Origin of the sequence: Carboxydocella thermautotrophica (assembly GCA_003054495.1) — a bacterium.
GTDB lineage: Bacteria > Bacillota.
This window is the reverse complement of the sequence record CP028514.1, coordinates 586099-606937: the sequence shown is the minus strand read 5'-3', so window position 1 is coordinate 606937 and position 20839 is coordinate 586099. Positions and strand designations below refer to the sequence as shown.

The 20839-nt window shown below is 50.7% G+C and carries 25 protein-coding genes; 3 read left to right on the top strand and 22 right to left on the bottom strand.

All coding sequences use genetic code 11. The features are described 5' to 3' along the window. Positions 1 to 17 precede the first annotated feature (17 nt). The 19 genes from CTH_RS03015 to cotE all read right to left on the bottom strand — a co-directional run bounded on the left by CTH_RS03015 (position 18) and on the right by cotE (position 15866). Positions 18 to 278 (bottom strand): hypothetical protein, encoded by a 261-nt coding sequence (locus CTH_RS03015; RefSeq protein ID WP_078665908.1) that lies wholly within the window; start codon positions 276 to 278, stop codon positions 18 to 20. Beyond that, the gene (locus CTH_RS03010) at positions 265 to 822 is read right to left on the bottom strand and encodes a 4Fe-4S binding protein (protein ID WP_159071805.1); all 558 of its coding nucleotides are present in this window, start codon (positions 820 to 822) and stop codon (positions 265 to 267) included. Before CTH_RS03010 ends, CTH_RS03015 begins: the two co-directional genes overlap by 14 nt. Continuing rightward, positions 819 to 3179 carry a molybdopterin-dependent oxidoreductase gene (locus CTH_RS03005; RefSeq protein ID WP_078665906.1) on the bottom strand — a complete coding sequence of 787 codons (2361 nt, stop codon included), beginning with the start codon at positions 3177 to 3179 and terminating at the stop codon, positions 819 to 821. The genes CTH_RS03010 and CTH_RS03005 overlap by 4 nt, the downstream gene beginning before the upstream one ends. Next, positions 3176 to 3967 carry a NapH/MauN family ferredoxin-type protein gene (locus tag CTH_RS03000; protein ID WP_107752987.1) on the bottom strand — a complete coding sequence of 264 codons (792 nt, stop codon included), beginning with the start codon at positions 3965 to 3967 and terminating at the stop codon, positions 3176 to 3178. The genes CTH_RS03005 and CTH_RS03000 overlap by 4 nt, the downstream gene beginning before the upstream one ends. A gap of 5 nt (positions 3968 to 3972) precedes the next feature. Next, positions 3973 to 4545: a 4Fe-4S dicluster domain-containing protein gene (locus tag CTH_RS02995; RefSeq protein ID WP_078665904.1), complete on the bottom strand. Its 573-nt coding sequence runs from the start codon at positions 4543 to 4545 to the stop codon at positions 3973 to 3975. Between the two features lie 22 nt (positions 4546 to 4567). Further along, a complete protein-coding gene (locus CTH_RS02990) occupies positions 4568 to 4954 on the bottom strand; it encodes a cytochrome b family protein (protein WP_078665903.1) in 387 nt (128 codons plus the stop codon). Between the two features lie 12 nt (positions 4955 to 4966). Continuing rightward, a complete protein-coding gene (locus CTH_RS02985) occupies positions 4967 to 5614 on the bottom strand; it encodes a cytochrome b N-terminal domain-containing protein (RefSeq protein WP_079906356.1) in 648 nt (215 codons plus the stop codon). A gap of 3 nt (positions 5615 to 5617) precedes the next feature. After that, positions 5618 to 6064 carry a QcrA and Rieske domain-containing protein gene (locus CTH_RS02980; RefSeq protein WP_079933179.1) on the bottom strand — a complete coding sequence of 149 codons (447 nt, stop codon included), beginning with the start codon at positions 6062 to 6064 and terminating at the stop codon, positions 5618 to 5620. Continuing rightward, entirely contained in the window at positions 6057 to 6269 is a 213-nt protein-coding gene (locus CTH_RS02975; RefSeq protein WP_078665900.1) for a hypothetical protein, read from the bottom strand. Before CTH_RS02975 ends, CTH_RS02980 begins: the two co-directional genes overlap by 8 nt. 152 nt (positions 6270 to 6421) lie before the next feature. After that, positions 6422 to 7591, bottom strand: a complete 1170-nt coding sequence (locus tag CTH_RS02970) for an HD domain-containing phosphohydrolase (RefSeq protein WP_107752985.1) — start codon at positions 7589 to 7591, stop codon at positions 6422 to 6424. A gap of 98 nt (positions 7592 to 7689) precedes the next feature. After that, on the bottom strand, positions 7690 to 8157 hold the full coding sequence (locus CTH_RS02965) for an HPP family protein (RefSeq protein ID WP_078665898.1): 468 nt from the start codon (positions 8155 to 8157) through the stop codon (positions 7690 to 7692). Between the two features lie 93 nt (positions 8158 to 8250). After that, a complete protein-coding gene (locus tag CTH_RS02960) occupies positions 8251 to 9543 on the bottom strand; it encodes an ammonia-forming cytochrome c nitrite reductase subunit c552 (protein ID WP_318262745.1) in 1293 nt (430 codons plus the stop codon). Between the two features lie 16 nt (positions 9544 to 9559). Beyond that, positions 9560 to 9994: a cytochrome c3 family protein gene (locus tag CTH_RS02955; protein ID WP_078665896.1), complete on the bottom strand. Its 435-nt coding sequence runs from the start codon at positions 9992 to 9994 to the stop codon at positions 9560 to 9562. Between the two features lie 161 nt (positions 9995 to 10155). Further along, positions 10156 to 12411, bottom strand: coding sequence for a molybdopterin oxidoreductase family protein (locus CTH_RS02950; RefSeq protein WP_207656825.1), 2256 nt, complete (start codon positions 12409 to 12411; stop codon positions 10156 to 10158). After that, the gene (locus CTH_RS02945) at positions 12404 to 14149 is read right to left on the bottom strand and encodes a sigma 54-interacting transcriptional regulator (RefSeq protein WP_107752983.1); all 1746 of its coding nucleotides are present in this window, start codon (positions 14147 to 14149) and stop codon (positions 12404 to 12406) included. The genes CTH_RS02950 and CTH_RS02945 overlap by 8 nt, the downstream gene beginning before the upstream one ends. Continuing rightward, the gene (locus CTH_RS02940; RefSeq protein WP_079906349.1) at positions 14146 to 14400 is read right to left on the bottom strand and encodes a glutaredoxin family protein; all 255 of its coding nucleotides are present in this window, start codon (positions 14398 to 14400) and stop codon (positions 14146 to 14148) included. The genes CTH_RS02945 and CTH_RS02940 overlap by 4 nt, the downstream gene beginning before the upstream one ends. A 6-nt stretch (positions 14401 to 14406) precedes the next feature. Then, positions 14407 to 14673, bottom strand: coding sequence for a DUF2627 family protein (locus CTH_RS02935; protein ID WP_079906348.1), 267 nt, complete (start codon positions 14671 to 14673; stop codon positions 14407 to 14409). A 102-nt stretch (positions 14674 to 14775) separates the two neighbouring features. After that, entirely contained in the window at positions 14776 to 15309 is a 534-nt protein-coding gene (locus tag CTH_RS02930; RefSeq protein WP_078665892.1) for a hypothetical protein, read from the bottom strand. 86 nt (positions 15310 to 15395) lie between these two features. Further along, positions 15396 to 15866 carry an outer spore coat protein CotE gene (gene cotE, locus CTH_RS02925; protein ID WP_159071804.1) on the bottom strand — a complete coding sequence of 157 codons (471 nt, stop codon included), beginning with the start codon at positions 15864 to 15866 and terminating at the stop codon, positions 15396 to 15398. Positions 15867 to 15952: 86 nt separating this feature from the next. On the opposite strand from cotE, the gene CTH_RS02920 reads away from it, so the two are divergent. Continuing rightward, complete coding sequence (locus tag CTH_RS02920; protein WP_078665890.1) at positions 15953 to 16285, top strand: hypothetical protein; 333 nt, start codon at positions 15953 to 15955, stop codon at positions 16283 to 16285. A 35-nt stretch (positions 16286 to 16320) separates the two neighbouring features. On the opposite strand, the gene groL is transcribed toward CTH_RS02920, so the two are convergent. Both groL and groES read right to left on the bottom strand, forming a co-directional pair. Next, the gene (gene groL, locus CTH_RS02915) at positions 16321 to 17937 is read right to left on the bottom strand and encodes a chaperonin GroEL (protein WP_078665889.1); all 1617 of its coding nucleotides are present in this window, start codon (positions 17935 to 17937) and stop codon (positions 16321 to 16323) included. Positions 17938 to 17953: 16 nt separating this feature from the next. Beyond that, positions 17954 to 18238, bottom strand: coding sequence for a co-chaperone GroES (gene groES, locus CTH_RS02910; protein ID WP_107752981.1), 285 nt, complete (start codon positions 18236 to 18238; stop codon positions 17954 to 17956). A gap of 218 nt (positions 18239 to 18456) precedes the next feature. Here groES and CTH_RS02905 point away from each other — a divergent pair, with 218 nt between their 5' ends. Then, a complete protein-coding gene (locus tag CTH_RS02905; protein WP_078665887.1) occupies positions 18457 to 19059 on the top strand; it encodes a class I SAM-dependent methyltransferase in 603 nt (200 codons plus the stop codon). A gap of 150 nt (positions 19060 to 19209) precedes the next feature. On the opposite strand, the gene CTH_RS02900 is transcribed toward CTH_RS02905, so the two are convergent. Then, positions 19210 to 20328 (bottom strand): DUF362 domain-containing protein, encoded by a 1119-nt coding sequence (locus CTH_RS02900; protein WP_078665886.1) that lies wholly within the window; start codon positions 20326 to 20328, stop codon positions 19210 to 19212. A 181-nt stretch (positions 20329 to 20509) separates the two neighbouring features. On the opposite strand from CTH_RS02900, the gene CTH_RS02895 reads away from it, so the two are divergent. Next, a complete protein-coding gene (locus tag CTH_RS02895; protein WP_078665885.1) occupies positions 20510 to 20839 on the top strand; it encodes a hypothetical protein in 330 nt (109 codons plus the stop codon).

Genomic DNA, 20839 nt, shown 5'->3' with positions numbered 1-20839 from the left:
GCGTCCACCACCTTTATTTAATTGGGGACATGGCACTGGAGACAGTTCGCCCGGTCGGGATGGGGAGTGCGGGGGATTTTAACCCCGGCGGCATCTTTATGACAGAGTATGCATTTCCCTTCCCGTCCCTGCAGGGTATGGGGGATAGTGGGCGGATTTACTTTCGCCGGCGGCGGGCCGGCGATAAAAGGTTCCCAGCTGAGAGCGAAGGTAGCGCCGAACAGGATAGTAACCAGTATGGTAAAGATCATTGGTAGCAAGTATTTATTGCTGGCCATCTTCTCGCCTCCTTATGGCTATTGCCGGATCGGACTGAATGCAGGCCAGTTGACAGCACCCGCATCCGTCACATTCCTCCTGAATTACCGTGGGGTATTGAAAATCTGTTAAAATCAATGCTTTTCCCAACTTAGGACAACTCTCATAACACACACGGCACATTGCTCCCTGCCAGGCCAAACATCTTTCTGCATCCAGCCTGGCTATCAGGGTTTTTCCCACCTGGTTCGAAGCCAGGGCTCCGTTTTGACAGCTGGCTGCACATTGTCCGCAGAGATTACAGGCCTTGCCAGCTATAAATGCCAGGATCGGTGTGCCCACAGCTGTCCCTGCTTCAGGCCCCAGCTGGCTCAGACACCCCCGGGGACAGGCATTGACACACTGTCCACAGCGGGTGCAGGCTAACAAAAAGGCTTCTTCCGGTAAGGCACCTGGAGGCCGCAGCCACAGGTCTTCCTGGCTGAGGAGCTGGACCAGAGCTTGTCTGGCCCAGTCCAGAGTTTTCAAACCCAGGGAGCTGAAAAATTGCCGGCGGTTGATCATGCTTTTTCCACCTTCACCGCACATTTTTTATAGTCAGGCTGTTTTGAGATAGGACAGAAAGCATCCAGAGTTAGAAGGTTAATAAGAATTTCCTCATCAAAGAAAGGTACGAAGACAGAGCCTTTCGGCGGCTTGCCCCGCCCGTCAATCATAGCGGGAGCGGTAATGGACCCGCGCCTGGTTGTCAACTTGACCAGATCGCCATTCTTTATACCCAGCCGCTCCGCATCCGCCGGGTTGATTTCCACATAGGCATTGGGCACCGCTTTTTTCAATTCCGGAACCCGACGGGTCATGGTGCCGGTATGCCAGTGCTCCAGCACCCGGCCGGTACAGAGCCAGAAGGGATATTCGGCATCGGGCACTTCTGCCGGGGGCTCATAAGGACGGGCCCAGATAACAGCCCGGTCCCCTTCCTTGTGGTTACCATAGAATTTAATGCCTTCCCCGGGCTTGACATAGGGATCTTCCCCTTCCACATAGCGCCGTTTGGTTTCTTTGCCGTCCACTACCGGCCAGAGCAGGCCCCGGTGCTTGACATACTCTTCATAAGGAGCCAGGTCCTTGCCCTTGCCGATGGTAAACTGGCGATATTCTTCCCAGAGGGCTTTTTTCAACTCGCTTTCCCCTTCCGGATGAGCGCCATCATATTTGTCCACCCCGGGATAGTTGAAGAGGTCACCATAGCCCAGCCGTTTGGCGATCTGGATGATTTGCCACAGATCGTCCTTGGCTTCGCCAGGAGGCAAAGTACACTTGGCCAGATGCTGGGTCCGTCGCTCGGCATTGCCGTACATACCTTCCTTCTCTACCCACATGGCTGCCGGCAACACGACATCGGCAAATTTGGTGGTCTGGTTGGGATAAACATCAGATACTACCAGGAACGCCTTGTTTTCTTCAAAAGCCTTGCGCCAGCGACCGGCTTTGGGAGCGGCAGCCAGGGGGTTATTGCACATCACCCACAGCACCTTAATCTTGCCATAGTCCACTGCCCGCAGCATTTCCGTAGCATGGAAACCCACCTGAGCCGGAATCTTTTCCACTGGCACATTCCAGATTTTCGCAGCAATGGCCCGGTGTTCGGGATTTTCCACCACCATGTCGGCCGGAAGGCGATGGGCAAAAGTACCGACTTCCCGGGCTGTACCGCAGGCACTGGGCTGGCCGGTCAGGGAGAATGGGGTGGCTCCCGGTTTACAGATTTGTCCGGTCAGCAGGTGGAGGTTATAGACCAGGTTGTTGGCCCAGGTACCCCGTACATGCTGGTTAAAGCCCATGGTCCAGAAAGACATAATGCGTTTGCTCTTGTCGGCAAAGAGATGAGCCAGCCAGCGAATTTTGTCTGCCGGGACGCCGCTTAATTGCTGGACATACTCAGGAGTATATTTGGCCACATAAGCCTTGTACTCATCAAAGGTCATGGGCTGCGGCTCATCCTTGAATTTAGCCCCGTCTTCCAGACCATAGCCGATATTTTCTTTACCCCGTTTGAAGACACAATGCTTGCTGACAAATTCTTCATCATAAAGTTTTTCATTGATAATTACATTAGCGATCCCGTTCATTACCGCCAGGTCAGTACCGGGAACAAATTGCAGATATTCATCAGCAATCTCGGTAGTCCTGGTACGGCGGGTCGCGATATCGATCATTATCACGCTTTTGTCAGCCAGCTTGCGCGCGGTTACCCGGGAGAAAAGCACAGGATGCATTTCCGCCATATTGTTGCCCCAGGTGATAAAGACATTGGCATGTTCAATATCCTCATAGCAGCCCATGGGCTCATCCTTGCCAAAGGTGGTCATGAAACCGGCAACAGCGCTGGCCATACAGAAACGGGCATTGGGGTCAATATTGTTAGTGCCGATACCAGCTTTAAACAGTTTGACTGCCGCATATCCTTCCCAGACATACATCTGTCCGGAAGCCAGCATCCCTACGGAGTCTGGACCGTACTGATCAATGGCTTCCTTGAACTTCCGGGCCACCAGATCCAGGGCCTCCTCCCAGCTGGCCTCCACCAGCTTGCCGTTTTTGCGGATCAAGGGCTTTTTCAGCCGGTCTTCAGCATACAAAATCTTGCGGACAAAATAGCCTTTTACGCAGTTCAGCCCTTTGTTAACCGGTGACTCCTTGTCTCCCTTGTTAGCTACAACCTTGCCATCCTTGATCCCGACCATAATGCCGCAACCGGTACCACAGAAGCGGCAAGTGGCTTTACGCCATTCATCCACTTCTACCGTGCCTTTATCCAGGCCCACCTTTTCTCCTGGCTTTTGTGCTGAACAACCGGCAGCTGCCATTGCCGTAGCAGCAGCGATAGATTTGATAAAATCCCGACGGGATAAATTCATTGGTCTTTTCTCCCCTTTCGCTTCAGTTTCCAGCCATATTGCAGAGCTTGTTGCGGACAGACATCAATACAACTGCCGCAACGGGTACAGTCCCAGTCAGTAACCAGCGCTTCCTTCTGCACCAGAGGGCCGTTTAAAGTATCAGCTCCCATGGGACAGGCCCGGGCACAGGCCCGGCAATTCACACACTGGTCCTGCCGGTAGGTGACTACGAAGGGACTCAGTCGCCCCAGCAAGGCATAAAAGGCTCCAATGGGACAGAGACTACGACACCAGCCCCGCCGGTAAAGCAGTAACTCAAAAGCAAGCACCAGCAACAGGGGCACCAGTGCTCCTGCCAGACCAAAGGCCAGGGCCATACTGGTTTGACCCACTGGATTAAAGGGAGCAAAGGCCGGATAGCCCAGGATGGGGGTTAAAAGCAACACCAGCCCCAGCACCAGGTATTTTAAGCCATGGTCAAGTTTTCGCTCCGGCAGCCCCAGCCAGTGGCGCAACTTATCCAGCAGTTCTCCTGCGGTATTCACCGGACAAACCCAGCTACAAAAAGTCTTACCCCCCAGTAGCCAGTAGAAGGCTGTAATCAACAGTGCTCCCAGCAAGATTTTTCCTGCCAGCTGGCCCAGTAAAAGATACTGCAGCGCTGTCAGGGGGTCGGTCAGGGGAATACCCAGCAGGTTGGAAGCATTGAGGTCACCGCTGAAAAATTTGAAACCAAATAACTGACTTAGTAGTAATCCGATCACCAGTACCTGCACCAGCCGCCGTAACCAGGTCCATTTCCTCATCTTGTTCACCGCCCCTCCGGGTCAACGACAATTGCCGCCTGTTCCACCGGACAGGAGTGTTCACAGATTCCACAGCCGGTACATTTTTCTTCATTGACCCAAACTTGAAAAATGGTATGATAGCCGGTTTTCCTGTTGGGCTGCAAATCCAGGTAAATTGCTTCATCCAGGAAAGGACAATTGCGATAGCAGATTTCACAGCGCATCCCCTGCCAGGATAAACAGGTTTTACGGTTTAAGCGAGCTACTCCCATGCGTACTGCTTTCCGTTCCTTGACCGGCTTTAAAGCTCCACTTGGGCAAGCCTTGATGCAAGGAAAATTAGCACAGAGGCGACAGGGATTTTCCCTGACAGCAAGATAGGGAGTGCCAACTCCAAAACCACTGCCTGGACCGGCAATCTTAATCGCTTGATAGGGACAGGCGGTGGCACATTGCCCACAACGTACACAAGTAGCCAAAAATGCTGTTTCCTCCAGGGCTCCCGGCGGACGCACCAGCCCGTTTTTATCTTTCAGCATGCGTAAAACGCCATAACCGAGAGCCCCGCCAATCAGCGCCCAGGCTTTATCCAGCATGGGCCTCGCCTCCTTTTTTCTCTTACCAGGCCATAATAGTCAAGATAATGACTGCTACTACTGCCAGGCCCATTACTGCTGAAGCCACTGGCCGCTGGCTGGGCCGGCGATAAGGGCTCTTATCCAACCAGGGGATCAGAGCTAGAACTACGAATACCGCCCCGGAAGCCAGTAGTCCTAAAATCTTGGAGGGGATCAGTTTTAACATTTCAAACATCCAGAGATAATACCATTCCGGCTTGATATGTTCCGGGGTAGCCAGCTTGTTGGCCGGCTCGCCCAGTTCCCGGGGAATAAGCCCGGATAAAAAGAGGATGATACCGATAAAAAAGAGGGCAACCGCAACTTCAGTCAGCAAATGGTTTGGTATAAAGGGAATAGTGCCTTTTTTGTATTTGCTATTTGCCATTTTCCATCCCCCTTACAGTTCTTCCGATATACCCTGCAGCCTTACCATCAGGAAGTGCAAACCCATCAGGAGGATAGCCAGCAAGGGCAGGATAATGACATGGGCGACATAGAAACGGGTGAGGGTGAATTCAGTAACTTTCAATCCACCACGGGCCAAAATCATCAGGTATTTACCAATTACCGGTACTCCACCCATGATTTCGGTGCCAACCACTGAAGCCCAGTAAGCTACCTGGTCCCAGGGCAACAGATAGCCGGTAAAACCGAAGGCGAGAGTGAGCAGATAGAGCAATACCCCTACTACCCAGTTCAGTTCCCGCGGTTTTTTAAAGGAACCGGTATAGAAGACCCGCAGCATATGCAACATGACCAGCAAAACCATGATATTAGCCGCATAGTGATGAACAGAACGAATCATGGCCCCAAAGGAAACCTGCTCCATAATGAACTGAATACTAGCATAGGCCTCTTCCGGTGTGGGCCGATAATAAAGAGCTAGAATGATTCCGGTCACAGCCTGGATCAAAAAAGAGAGAAAGGTTAAGCCACCCAGACAATAGATGGGATTCAAGGCATGAGGCGGAACCGGATGTTCCTTGATCTCCTTCCAGGTTTCCAGCCAGCCGGTGCCAAAACGTTCGATCAACCAGGCTTTCATCGGTTACGCACTCCTCTCACTGACGATAATCTTGCCACCATCGACTTTAACTGCCAGCTGGGTCAGGGGAGCCGGCGGTGGCCCGGCCAACACATTGCCGTTCAAATCGAATTTGCCGCCATGGCAGGGGCAATCAAAAACTTTTTGCTCCTGGTTAAAAATCACTACACAGCCCAGGTGAGTGCATTTGCGATAAAAGGCCTTGTATTCCCCTTCTTTCACCTGCACCAGTACCGCCGGAGCATCATTGTATTCAAATTCCTTCAGCTCCCCTACCTTTAACTCCCCTTCAGCTGCCACCTCCATTGGCTTGGGTGGAGTCCGCAGGGATTCAGGGGGATACAGATACTGGGTAAAGACTGAGGTGGATGATACTACAATACCAGCCAGCGGTATACCCCCCAGGAGGGTTAAAAACTTGCGCCTGGACATGTCCTGTTGTTTAGTCACGCCATTCTACCTCCTCATTGGGAAATACTGTACTTTTCCAGACATAGAGAGCAATACCGGAAATCATAAAAAAGATGCCACCATAGATGAAAACTCCGCGGCTATCACCGATTAGCCAGTATTTGCCCATCAGGCCAATGGTGGCAACTGCCAGTAAGGTGAGAAAAACCATCAGATTTGTTGCAGTACGCCACATTTTTTCCACTTTGTTCCCTCCCTTCACAAAGGTATGCAAACGCTGTTGTTTGCGGCCAACAACAAAGCAAAAGCCGTGCCAACCAGCCCGAGGCGGTTTAGCACGGCTTTGCATATTAAAATTGTGCTTATTAATGGAACTCAGTCCACCAAAATGGACACCTAAATAGTCTGGCCCATGTCTTCAATCTGTTCACAACCAAGTTTGATTGCAATAAAGGTACCGCTTTCCGTTTTCGCAATTACCAGTTGTCGGCAATGCTCCAGTATAAAAGGAAGTCCCCAGCCCAGGGACTTTTTGGTGGAAAAACCGCTGACCATGATGCTCTGCGGCAATTTTTCCAGCACAAAACCCTGGCCCTGGTCATTGGCAATGAGTACAATTTCCCCGGCACTATTTCGGCCCCACTGGATTGTCCCTTTCTCAGCGTGTTTGAGCATATTGCTAACCAGCTCAGAGAAGACCAGTTGATAGGTCTGTTGATATACCTGGTCCAGTCCCAGCTCCCCCAGCCAGTCACTGAATAACTGCCTTGACCAGCTTAAATGCAAACCATTTTCGATGGGCAGCTCCGCAAAACACTGCAGAGGTTTGAGAAATTGCTCGATCTCTTTTTCGTCAAGGAGTAATACTTTTCCACCAGTCGTATCCTTTAAAAAGTTTTGATAAATAGTCTGTATATGTTTCATTTGCCAGTCGTGCCGACCCCGGGGATTATAGGTTTTTTCCCACCAGTTAATAAAAGCGTTCACCACCCGGGAGTCCCACTGTTGACCCGCTCCTTTACTCAAAATGTCAATGGCCTGGGCCTGAGGCATTCCCGGACGATAGATTCGATCGCTGGTCATGGCATCAAAAGCATCAGCAACAGCGATTATCCTGGCACCCAAATCAATAGCTTCCCCAATTAAACCAAAAGGATAACCGCTCCCATCCCAGTGTTCATGATGTTGCGTAATGGCAGGGAGAATATCCCTGAACTCGCCGAAACTTTCCAGAATGCGGCCAGCAATCAATGGATGTTCTCTAATCAGTAGCAGTTCGTTTTCCTCTAATTTGCCTGGTTTATTTAAAACCTGGTCGGGAACCCCAATTTTACCTATATCGTGAAACAAGGCAGCAAGATAGATACTCTCCACCTGTTCCGACGGCAAATCCAGCTCACGGGCAATGATTTTAGCATATTCAGCCACATTCTGAGAATGATGTCTGGTATAACGGTCCCGCTCTCCCACTGCCTGCACAATCGCTTTCACAGCAGCTAATAAAACCTCTCTAACCTGAGTAGCAGAACTCCCAGTACCAATTTGTGTGAGAAATTTGACTTCCATTGGACTAAGAAAAACCACCTTTCAGGAAAATGAGCTAACTTTGCTTGCTCCACTACTGTGCAATCAGAAAGAAAACTGTCCATCTTTCAGGACACCTGTTATCCTTCCTCCACCTCAACCCGGGATTCAGGAATTAATTCAGTGAGCCGGTAGGATATATAACGGATAAGCAGCATGATACCTATTCCGCTGGCTACGGGCAGGAGCACAAACCACCAGCCCTGGCCTGTATCACAGGCCAGGAAGGCAGTAGCACCCCCAGGAGGGTGAAAGGTGTCGGTGACCAGCATTACCAGAAAAGCCAGAAAAACCGCTATCGCTACTGCATACCAGGTAGTGCCCAGGATTTTGGCTGTTGTCACTCCGGCCAAGGCAGACAGGACTTGTCCCCAGAAAGCATTTTTCCCTTCAGCCGGCTGACCCTTTCCCAGGGCAAAAATCAGCATAGCCGAGGCACCAAACGAGGGGGCTGCCAGTGAAAAACCCTGGTTTTTGGTCAAAAAAAGGAGAACAAACATGGCTATGCCGCCCCCAAGTAAATGGGCCAGTTGCCGTTTTCTCTCCATCCTGTTCCCGCCACCTCCTTTTCAATCTTTTTTATATGCAAAAATCATACCAATGCAAAAAAGTTCCCGGCATTAACTGCCGGGAACTCTTCTTTATTGGGCCGGTTTAACCGGTTGTGCCTTTTGCCCTTTGGCCATCGCCTGCTGAGCCAGTTCCTGAGTTTCTTTGGCCATCAGGATAGCTTTACCTAAAGTGTTAAGAGCCATATCGGGGTTGTGGAAACCGCGGGAGTTTTCCGCTGCAATCCAGTCCCAGCGCCACTGGGCCTGCACTACCTTGCGCTGAGCCTGGGCAATCAGATTCTGATCTGCCCCGGGAGTAGCCAGAGCCAGTTTGATCTGGTCATGAGCCTTGGCAATTTCTTTGGAAGCAATAGTTTGCAATTCCCAGGTCCGGGACTGGATATCATGTACTTTCTGTTTCAGCCAGTCTGTGCCCTGGGTATGGCACTTGGTACAAGACTGTTCCAGAGTTTTCAAAGGACTGGTCCACCAGTGGGAAGAATATTTTTCCCCGGAAGCATCCCGCATGTAGGGCATATGGCAATCAGCACAGGCTACACCAGCAGTACCATGGGTACCGGTAATCCACCATTCGAATTCGGGGTGCTGTACCTTCCGCATGGGTGCCTTGGAATCAGGATGTTCCCAATCCTTGAAGCCCTGCTTGGCATCATAGTACTTTTCAATATCATCCACACCAAAACCATTATCCCAGGGGAAAGTTAATACTTTCCCTTTATCAAAATAATATTCCACGTGACATTGACCACAAACGTAGCTGCGCATTTCCTGGCGGGTTGCCTTGGTGACATCAATACCTCTTCTTTTCATCGCTTCGATGAAAGCAGGACGGGTAACTCTCAGTTCATTGGTTTTGGGATCATGGCAATCAGAACAGCCAATGGGATGTTTAGTCTGTTTGGCGATATCGCTGAACAAGGTATTATAATACCCATCTTCACCCAGTTTTTTGTAGAAAAGGGGCACCTGGGTGGATTTACAGGTCATACAGGTTGCCGGGGTATTGGGTTTTAAGCGCTTGGTGGAAGTTACATCTTCAACGGCATAAACATGACCCCGGTCTTCATTATAATCCTTGGAAAAGCCATAGCCAGCGAACAGCTTCTTGATTTCCGGCTCTGTATCCGCCTTGGGAACCTTATCAGATCCACCAAATTCTGTCATCCCGCCCTCTTTGTTTTTCAGATAGCTGGCATACTGCAGGGGATATTTATCCTTCCATAAAGATGAATCTACAGCTTCTTCCTCACTTAAGCCAACCCCACCCTGCTGACTGCTGGTATTAGAACCACAGGCAGCCAGAGCAAAAATGCTGGTAATGGACATACCGATTAATAACCATTTTTTCGCCTTTTGCCACATATGTATCCCTCCTCTGCTATTTTTGCGTTCTGCCGTGGGGCAGACCCCGGTGACAGAAGGTACAATCCTGGCCGGAAAGTTTTTCCACGTGGGTCCGGCTCACTGTAGTGCGATGGCATTCAACACAGTTAGCCTGGATAACTGCTTTCGATTCCGGTGTCACTTTAATCTGGGCCGGTACATCCCCTAAAGTTACCGCCCAGACGTCTCTGAGGCCACTTTTTGCCTTAAAGGGGATTTTTGCCGCCAGGTTATGGGGGGCGTGGCACTCATTACATTTGAGCTCCCGGTGAGACGAGTTTTGCCAGGATTTATGGGCTTCTGCCATAACGTGACAACTGCTGCAAAACGCACCGCTGTCAGTATAAGCCATGCCGCCGGTAAACAAAACTACTAAAGCCAGCATCAGCACGGCTCCCAGCAAAATCCCTTTGCCTTGTTGTTGGAACATCCTTTTTCCCTCCTTCGCTTTGAGAAAGTTTTTCTCTTCACTTTATGTTATAGAATTACTCCAGGCAAATATTGAGTTAGCAAATTTTATGCCACTTACCGGTTGTAACCTGGCTACCGCCTCTTGAATAAAAAGTGTCCAAAAATGCGGAAAAGTGTCCGTTAATCAGGACACTTTTCCAGGCGACAGATTCCCAGTTTGAACAATGGCTGACGGCTGAGAGGGTTAACTACATTGCCGATCAGGTTGTTGCCCGCAGTTGGTTGCTGGTAATCGGCATCTCCGAAGTGAAAGGGCAGAAAAACCTGGCCGGGAGCAACGGTGTCACACAAGCGTGCCCGGGCAACGGCCGTCCCCCAGGGAGAAACAATCCGTACCTTTTCTCCTTCCTTGATGCCCAGGGACTGAGCGTTCAGCGGATTGATTTCCAGAAAGGGTTCTGGCGCTAATTGCTGAATCTCGGGAATGCGTTTGGTTTTGGTCCGGCTATGGTAATGTTCCATAATCCGGCCGGTATTTAGATAAAAAGGATATTCCTCAGTTGGACGCAAAATTTCCCCTGGTATATCCGTAGCAAAAAGCCAGGCCTTGCCCGCAGCCTGATTAAAATCACCGTAACTCTGGCTCTGTTCCGGATCAGTCCAGAAATGTCCATCAGTATAGAGCCGCTGCTGGCTAACACCCCCGGCCGGATAAGGCCATTGTACTCCCCGCTCCTGGCGGATCAAGCCATAGGTAATACCACTCATATCACAGGGCCGACCGCGGGACAGTCCTTTCCACTCCTCAAAAACCGCTTCCGGATCCGGCCAGGCAAAAGCCTCTTCAGCTCCCAGTCGTTTTGCTACCAGCTGAATGATTTCCAGATCCGTTTTGGCCATTCCCGGCGGATTCACCGCCCGTTCCGCCAGGTTCACCCGCCGTTCCGAGTTGGTATAAGTACCGGTTTTCTCGCCCCACTGAGCAGCAGGCAGGAAAACATCAGCATACTGCGCGGTTTCTACTGGATAAAAGATATCCTGCACGATGAGAAATACTTTTTCCAGCAAAGGCCGAACCCTTGCCTGCTCGGGCAGGGAAACCACCGGGTTAGTGGCAATATTCCACATTACCTTCAGTTTGCCCTCGGCTACCATGTCCAGCATGGTACCAATGTCATTGGTACCTGCGGGTAATTCTTCCGGCTTAATCCCCCAGTAAACAGCCACTTCCTGGCGATGCCGGGGATTCTGCCAGTTGCGGTAACCAGGCAGAAAACCACTGGCTCCCACCTCCCGGGCACTCATGGCCGCCGCCTGCCCCGTCAGGGAAAAAGGCGCCGCTCCCGGGCGTCCAATATGTCCGGTCAGCAAATGAAGAGTACAAATGGTGGAAACAGCCTCCACCCCGGCAGCACTTTGAGTAACCCCCTGGACAAAAACAGTGGTAGCTGCCTTGGCTTCAGCAATCCAGCGAGCCACCTGCTCAATATCCACTGCCGCCACCCCGCAAAGGGGAGCCACTTCTGCTGGAGAATATTTTTTCACGATTTCTTCTACCCGTTCCAGGCCGACCGCCAGCCGGGCTACTTCTTCCCGGTTAATTAAATTATCCCGGAACAGTACATGCAAAATAGCGTTTAGCAAATAGATGTTAGTACCTGGCCGTAGCTGCAAATGTAAATCTGCTACTCGTGCTGGAATGGTGCGGCGCGGATCAACTACTATCAAGCGGGCTCCTCGTTCCAGTTTGTTCTTGAGCATACGCCGCCACAGCTGTGGATGCATCTCCGCCGGATTACAACCGAAAATCAACAAACAATCCGCCAGGTCCAGATCTTCATAACAACCCGGTGGCCCATCAGCACCAAAAACTTTGATCAACCCCTGTACTGTCCCGCTCATACAGAGTCGGGTATTGGAATCAAAATTAGGTGTTTTCAGTACCCCCCGTGCCAGTTTGGTCAGGGCATAATTCTCCTCCAGAGTCAGCTGACCGGAACCATAAATACCTACTCCTTCCGGCCCTTGTTCCGCTATAGCTTCCCGTATTTTGTCGGCAACAACCTGCAAAGCTTCCTCCCAGGAAACCGGCACCAGCTGTCCGTTTTTGCGGACCATTGGCGTGGTAGCCCGTTCCGGATGCCGGAGAGTTCGCCACTGATAGGCTCCTTTTATGCAGAGCTGGCCCCGGTTGGTTGCACAGGCCTCATCACCACGGATCGCCACCGGGGTATCCCCTTCCAGTCCCAGCAAGAGCCCACAGCCTGTAGAGCAATACCCGCAGGTAGTGGATACCCAGCGCTCGGCTTTACCGCGCGCCAGATGCAAAGCCCGCCGGGTCAAATCCAGCATCATATCTTCCAGCGCTGACGGGGGCGGCACGGTACCGGTACTTTTATGCAATTGTCTGGCCGCATCCATCAATCGCTTAATCATGGTCCTCCTCCTTGCCGGACAAGCCATATTTCTTCAACTTCTGATAAAAGGCTGAACGCTGGATCCCCAGTAGCCGGGCCGCTTCCATCCGATTGCCTCTGGTTGCCTGCAGTGCCTGCAGAATCGCCTTTTTCTCCGCCCGCGCTACTACTGTTTCCAGGCGCAGGTCATTTTCTCCCAGCGGTCCACCCCCGGTAACCTGTTCCGGCAAATCCTGCAAAGTAAGCAGTTTCTGCCCTGGTTCCAGCATATTAAAAGCATATTCCAGCACATTCTCCAGCTGTCGCACATTCCCCGGCCAACTATAACTTAGCAAAAATCGTTCCAGTTCCTTGTCATAACCCTCTACTGAAGTCAGATACTTTTTGTTAAACTTCTCAATCAACATCTTAACCAGGGCCGGAATATCATCCCGCCGCTCCCGCAGTGGCGGCAACTGTAAAGTTATTACTGACAAGCGATAATAAAGGTCGCTGCGAAATTCCCCGGCCTGCATCATGGCTACCAGATCCCGATTGGTAGCGGCGATCAGCCGAACGTCCACAGGAATGGGCTTGTGTCCGCCTACGCGGACAATCTGGCGCTCCTGCAAGGCTCGCAGGATTTTGGCCTGCATGGCCAGCGGCATATCCCCGATTTCATCGAGAAAGAGGGTTCCGCCATGAGCCAGTTCAAACTTGCCGGCCTTACCGCCTTTTACCGCCCCGGTAAAAGCCCCTTCCTCATAACCAAACAACTCAGCTTCCAGCAGATTTTCCGGAATCGCAGCACAGTTGATACTGATAAAAGGCTGATCAGCCCTGGGACTGGCCCGATGTATGGCCTGGGCGAAAACCTCTTTTCCGGTACCGCTTTCTCCCAGAATCAGAACCGTAGCATCACCGCGAGCCACTTTGCGAGCCATATTCTTAACTTTCACCATGTGCGGATTTTCGCCAATAATGGCCACAAAGGGGTCTTCCTCATGCTTTAAAGCTGAAAGCTCACTCTGGTAAAAAAGCAGCTTCCGTTCCAGCAATTGATAGCGAGCCACCAGATCCCGGGTTTCGACATTTTCCACCGGCACCAGTTTGACCAGGCCGCCAATAATCAATTCACCGCAACGTAAAGGCAATTCAGAGAGGAAATAGACTTCATCATCCCTGGTCCAGGTTTCCCCGATCCGGGGCTGACCGGTAGCCAGTACCTGACCCATGTTACTTTCGGGAAAAAGGGTTTTAAGAGGCATACCCTGGATTTCAGCCAGATTGACACCGAACAGTTTTTCCCAGTACTGGTTGACGGTAATGATGACCCCATTGCTGTCCACTACCGCCAGCCCTAATAGAAGGTCACCCAGCAGCGTTTCATACATTTGAATTAAGAGTCGGGAAGCGCCTATTTCTTCTTCTTCCAGTTCCAGACAGCTTTTTTCCTGTTGTTCGATCACCGCCCAGACTCCCAGCAGTTCCCCATCGCGCCAGCAAGGTTGATAGGAGATCTGGATTGTTTCTCCAATATAGGTCAGCTCCCGACAGCGCAGAGACTGCCCTCCGGCCAGGACCTCAAAAATCCGGCTCTGGGGCATCATTTCACTGATCCGCCGTCCCTGCCAGAGCCCTTCCGGCCAGCCTAAACGCTGCAGGGCAGCAGATGTAGCCCATTGGATAAAACCATAACGGTCCACCCAGTAGGCAGGCAAGTCCAGCCCTTCACAAAGACCGGCCAGCTCGTCCAGTTTCAATTCCAAAGCTCTCACTCTCCTCTCCTCGCCAGTTCCCGCTTGAGCCAGAGTTCGCTGATTTTACCGAAAAATATCGGTTCACCATCAATGGCCACTACCGGAATTTTCTCCTTATACAGCTCAAACAGCTGCGGATCCATGGTGATGTCCACTTCTTCCACTTCCAGTTCCCAGTAACGCTTCACCCTGTCGATAATGGCTTTAGCCTTGTCACATAGGCAACAATTTTCTTTGGAATAGATAGTGATCTTAAACTTTTTATCCATTCTCATCTACTCCAGAAACTTGATTTTGTTTTTGACCCGTCCCCGTGCCTTGTCATAGTGGTAAACAAAACGCAATATCACATAAAGCCCAAACAGCAATGCTGCCGAGCCCAGGCCCAAACGCACCAGAGCTTCCGGCCAGGATGTCCCCGGCACCGCTGCCAGTAATACCAGCCCTTCTTTGACCTGATCCAGTCCGATAGCTCCCAGTAACGCAGCCCCAAATAACTTGGCAAAAGATAATAAGGTTTGTTTGCGGGTATTTTTGGCCATTTTTCATTCCTCCCTGCCTTAAATATAACCTAATTCGGTGAAAAAAGTCTATGCCTATGAAGAAAGAAAAAAAAACCAGCTTGAGCCGGTTTTCGCAAACCCTTATTCCATGCCTGCCTGTTGCTTCAAAACAGCCAGCTTGCCGGAGGCAGCTTCAGCAAAACTTTCTGACTCCCGTAACTCTTTTAAAACCCCATTTAGTTCACTGGTTTTGGGCGCAGGAGATTTGGCCAGGCGCTGAACAAATTTCTCTACTACCTGATTGCGCAAATAAATACAGGTAGCGATATTGCCTTCCGCTTCCTCCATTTCCCGGGTAGTGGTTTGCAGGCCATCCAGTTCCTGCCTCAACTGCTGGTTCAAAGCCAGAAGTTTTTCGGCTTCCTGTTTGGTTTGGGCCGGTGTTGTTTTCCCATATCCCAGGGCCTTGATACTGTCAGTCAGCTTCTGATACCCTTCTGCTTCCTTGTTTATTACCCCGGAGAGAGTGGTAACAAAAGCTCTCAATTGTTCCTGGCTGACAGCCGCCGGTTGTCGTTCAGTTACCTTTTTTGGCTTGTCCCCACTACAACCAAATAAAAAAAGGACAAGCCCCAACCCAACGGTTACAGCCAGCGCAATCCGGCGCCAGTCCATCATATTCCCTCCTCGTAACAACTTGCACTTTCTCTCTTTCTCTTAATTGTATTTTCGACAGTTTTTTTCTTTTTCCTTCTTTTTTCTTAATCTTCTTCGGCAGGATAAGCTAATACCCGCAATTTGGTCAATCCCATGATTTCAGCGGTAAAACCTATCTCCACCGCACCCTTGATCTCTTCTTCCTCCAGATAATAAGAGCTGACCTGGGGTTCTTTTTCCTCAGTTAAATGCAATTCTTCCCCCTGTTCCAGCCGACCAGTAAGGTTCTCCAGTTCGATCTCACAGAGATAGTTGAGCCTCTCCCTCAGCAGCTCCGTTTTCTGGTTTTGCTCATAGGCATACCAGACGGTCAGCTCCAGATCACCATTTATAATCACAGTATCGCCAATTATAGAACCGGAAAAGTTATGATCTGCCGCCCAGCAGCCCAGGACTTTGCTGGCTGGATGCAGGGGCTTGAGCTGAAACTCCAGGATATGATTTTTCTCACCGCGGGCACAGACTGCCTGCACCATCACCTCCCGCAGTTGACCTTCCCATCTGCTACATTCCACACCAATCCCTCCTTCCATTACTATAAGATATATTTCTTTTTCTTCCCATCCATGCATAAAATGAGGGTGAAAGGAGGAATGGCGGCATGAGCCAGGAAGAGCAGCAATTTCGCAATCTGCTTCCCCCGGAAACCGAAACTGCTCTACAGTATGTCAAACAGCGGCTCTCGGAAACCATCAGCTTTCTCGGTACCCTTGCCTCCGCCTATTCATCTATGGCCAGTGCCGCCAATCAGCTCAGCGCCAACGCCTTCTCCCATCGCAGCGAAATCGATGAAGCTGTAGAGCGTACAGTGAAAACGGGAGAAATTATTGATAAGCTTTTAAAATTGCTTAAACTGCTGGTCAATGAATATCAGACCCTGGTTTTGCTGGACCAGGCTGAGTTCGCCAAAAACTTTCTTGACGATGACACATAAAAAGAAGGCAGGAATTATCCCTGCCTTCTTTTGGCTTACATCATGGGAGGCATGCCGCCACCGGGCATAGCCGGTTCTTCTTTTTTGGGCTCATCGGCTACCAGGCACTCAGTGGTGAGCAACATAGCAGCAATGGAAGCAGCATTCTGCAGAGCAGAACGGGTAACTTTGGCCGGGTCCACGATACCGGCACTGATCATATCTACATATTCACCGGTCAAAGCATTGAAGCCAATACCAGGATCAATGCTCTTGACTTTTTCAACTATTACGGAGCCTTCCAGACCGGCGTTATTGGCAATCTGACGCAGAGGCTCTTCCAGGGCCTTGCGGACGATAGCCACACCGGTAGCTTCATCGCCTTCAGCCTCAATGGCAGCCAGAGCCGGAATTACATCCACCAGAGCGGTACCGCCACCGGCGACGATTCCTTCTTCCACAGCAGCCCGGGTAGCATTGAGAGCATCTTCAATGCGCAGTTTCTTTTCCTTCATTTCAGTTTCAGTAGCAGCCCCCACCTGGATTACCGCTACCCCACCGGCCAGTTTGGCCAGCCGTTCCTGTAGTTTTTCCCTGTCATATTCGGAAGTGGCATCTTCCCACTGTTTGCGGATCTGGGCCACCCGCTTCTGAATTTCTTCAGCAGAGCCAGCCCCATCCACAATCACGGTTTCTTCCTTGGTTACCTTGACCTGACGGGCCCGACCCAGCATGGACAGGTTAGCTGCATCCAGCTTGCGGCCCAGTTCTTCGGAGATAACCTGGCCACCGGTCAAAATAGCGATATCTTCCAACATAGCCTTGCGGCGGTCGCCGAAACCAGGAGCCTTGACAGCCACACAGTTAAAGGTGCCCCGCAGTTTGTTAACCACCAGGGTAGCCAGGGCTTCCCCTTCCACATCTTCAGCGATGATCAACAAAGGCTTACCGGTTTTCACTACTTGCTCCAGAACAGGTAGAATTTCCTGAATGGAGCTGATTTTCTTATCAGTGATCAGAATAAAGGGATCATTCAGCACCGCTTCCATGCGCTCGGCATCAGTTACCATATAGGGGGAGATATAACCCCTGTCAAAATTCATCCCTTCCACAACATCCAGGGTGGTACCGATACCTTTGGATTCCTCAACGGTGATTACCCCGTCCTTACCCACTTTTTCCATGGCTTCAGCGATCAGGTTGCCGATTTCCGGATCAGCAGCGGAAATGGAAGCAACCTGGGCGATAGCTTCTTTACTTTCCACCGGACGGGCCATTTTCTTGATTTCCTCAACAGCAACGGCTACAGCCTTCTCAATCCCCTTTTTCAGGATCATGGGATTGGCACCAGCAGCTACGTTCTTCAAACCTTCGCGGATAATGGCCTGGGCCAGCACAGTCGCAGTAGTGGTACCATCACCGGCTACATCATTGGTTTTGGTCGCTACTTCCTTGACCAGCTGGGCACCCATGTTTTCAAAGGGATCGGGCAGTTCGATTTCCCGGGCGATGGAAACCCCGTCATTGGTAATCAGCGGGGAACCGAACTTTTTCTCCAGAACCACATTGCGGCCTTTGGGGCCCAGAGTTACCCGCACAGCTTCAGCCAGGGTATTTACCCCCCGTTCCAGAGCCCGACGGGCTTCTTCACCGAAAATAATCTGCTTCGCCACTTGCTAAACCCCCTTATTATTCGATTACAGCCAGGATATCCCGTTCATTCAGGATGAGATATTCCTCGCCTTCAAATTTCACTTCAGTACCGGCATATTTGGAGTAGACCACCCGGTCACCTACTTTGACTTCCGGGGCTATCCGCTCACCATTTTCCAGCAGACGGCCATTGCCGACAGCTACTACTTCCCCTTCCTGGGGCTTTTCCTTGGCTGTATCGGGTAACACAATCCCACTGGCAGTTACTTCTTCCGATGCCAAGGGCTTAATGACAATTCTGTCTCCAAGCGGCTTAATCATCACTGAGAAACCTCCTCTTTATGTACTATTAGCACTCAATTAAATAGAGTGCTAACACATTCCTTATAATACCTGATTTTAGGCAAAAATGCAAGTTTTTTGCCCTGCATAAAATACAGACACATATTTTGTTTTTTCGTGAAATTTCCTGTTGATTATCTAGCATAAAACTGGTAAATTGTATAAGGATATGTCTAATTACAGGAGGCAACCAGCCCATGGCCTTTGATTTTCATACTCTGCTTGCCAGTGAAAAAGCGCAAAATACTCCACCCAGCCAGACTGCCCGCTGGGTTCTTCCCCTTTTCCATGCTACCAAAGGCCCAGTTCTGGACCTGGGGTGTGGCAATGGGCGGGATAGCTTGTATTTTTTTGAACAAGGCCTGCAAGTGGTAGCTGTAGACATTGATGCTGAAGCTATCGGTAGGCTGGCTTTAAAAGCAGAGTTCGAGTGCCTGGTGGCTGATGCCCTTAATCTGCCCTTTCGGGAATTCTCCTTTGATGCCATTTACAGCTTTGGGCTCCTTCATGTTTTTACAGAAAGCATCGAGGAAAACCGGCAGCAGGTATTAGATGAGGCCTGGAGAGTGCTTAAACCCGGTGGAATTGCCGTTTTTACCGCCCTCTGGACCGATATCCCCGGCTGTGGCCTGCCCGAGCTTTGCTGCCTTACCGAAGCAGAAGTAGAACAACTGGTAGCGCGCAGCCCTTTTGAGTTAATGTCCAAACAAATTGTTAATGACCACTCCCTCACCGGCTGGGAAGGCATCTACTGGCGCCTGGTGCTGCGTAAACAAAAGCGTGTGCAGATCATAAAATAAACCCCGTGAGCCCTGGTACTCACGGGGTTGTTTGTTCTTTAATAGCCGCTTTAGCCAGGCCATAAATACCGCTAGCTGTAGCTGACCCAATAATCCCTTCTGCTCTGATTAAGCTTCTTGTCTTAGTATATGCCTGCCACTGGCATCTGGTTACTTTTTCCGACCGAACAGTTTGAGCAATAATCCCTGTTCCAGAATAACAGCATCAAAGGGACAGAGTTCCTGGCAACAATAGCAGCGAATACATTGCTCATAGTCTACCATCGCTTTCCCATTTTCGATCTTTATGGCTTGCGGTGGACAATGCTGAGCACAACGGCTGCAACCGGTACACTTTTCATTCATAACCGGCCGATAGGTGAACTGATTCTGGAAAAAGCGGACCAGAAAAGGCGGGACCCGCCCATCCAGAGACTCCAGGTTATAGGGGGGCTGAAAATCCCAGCGTAACTCCCGGCCACTGCCTACCACTTCAATCCTCTTCAACCCCGGTACCAGCCCCCGGGCCAGAGCCAGCCGTGATACCGGCAATTCCTCACTGTTGAAACCCATCATCTGACCCATGACCAGGTCAACAGCAAAGCCATTAGTGCCGCCCAAAATCACTCCCGCTTGAATAGGCGAACCATTACGGGGGCCATTGCCTTCCATCCCAACAATTCCGTCTACCAGGAAAAAAACCGGCTTAACCAGCAGGGCCAGGTCAACCAGCATAGCAGCAAAATCGTCCCGTCGCTTCAGGCGCAGGTGAAACTGAGCTTTGCCTGGACCCACTATGCAGCCAAACAAATTCTTGACGGCCCCGGTGATGCCCATAAAGGAATGGGTCTTCATTTTGGCCAGAGAGATAACTTTATCCACCTGTTGCAGTTCACCGGTCAAATGGAACTTGCGGATTACTTTTCCCTCAGGAAAGGAATACTCCGCTGATTCGGCAAATGCCAGCAATTCCGCTCCTTCTTCCCGGCATACCCCGGCTATGCCGTTTTTTTCCGCCGCCTTCATGCCACTGCCAATTCCAGGACTATCTCCGACTAAAGGTATGCCGCCGGCCCTCTTTACCTGACGAATTACCGCTCTTACTACTTCCGGATGGGTGGTTACTGCTCGCTCCGGAGGCAGTCCTTCCAGCATATTGGGTTTGATGAGCACCCTCTCCCCTGACCGGATCAGAGCCTCGATCCCTCCGAAGCAGGCCAATACCTCTTCTATTCCCTTTTCCACTTCTTTATATTCATAGCTGTTAACCGCAGCAGCTGCTATTCGCAAGTTTATTTCCTCCTGTTAAATTTCATTTGTGTTTCTTAAGTCCTTAATTGGTCGAATCTCAGGCATAAGTAATCAGCCCCTTAATCATTGTTTATCAAAATCATTGTAGCATAATTATGTGAAGTTAACAATCCGGGTTAAAGCTATCACAAGCGGGCATAATAAAGGCGGAGGTGAGACTATGCGCATAATCGCAGTAATGCCTGACCAGCAGCAAGCCAGTGCCCTCATTGATTCTTTGCACCAGATCGGCCTGGACCGTCAGGACCTGATCGTCAGCAATATCGGGGAAAAACCCCTGCCTCTGCCACCGGAAAAGGCAGTGCAGGATGTAATCTGGGTACAAACAGAAACTGAGCGGCTGGCGGATTTGAGCAGCTTTGCCGGCTCAATTAATGGCCTGGAGGAAGAGGCCGGCATCCTGATAGCAGTGGAGATTCCCAAAGGGGAAGGAGACAAAGTGCGGGCCTTGATGAAAGAAGCAGGGGCTATACGGATAATCCAGGACTAA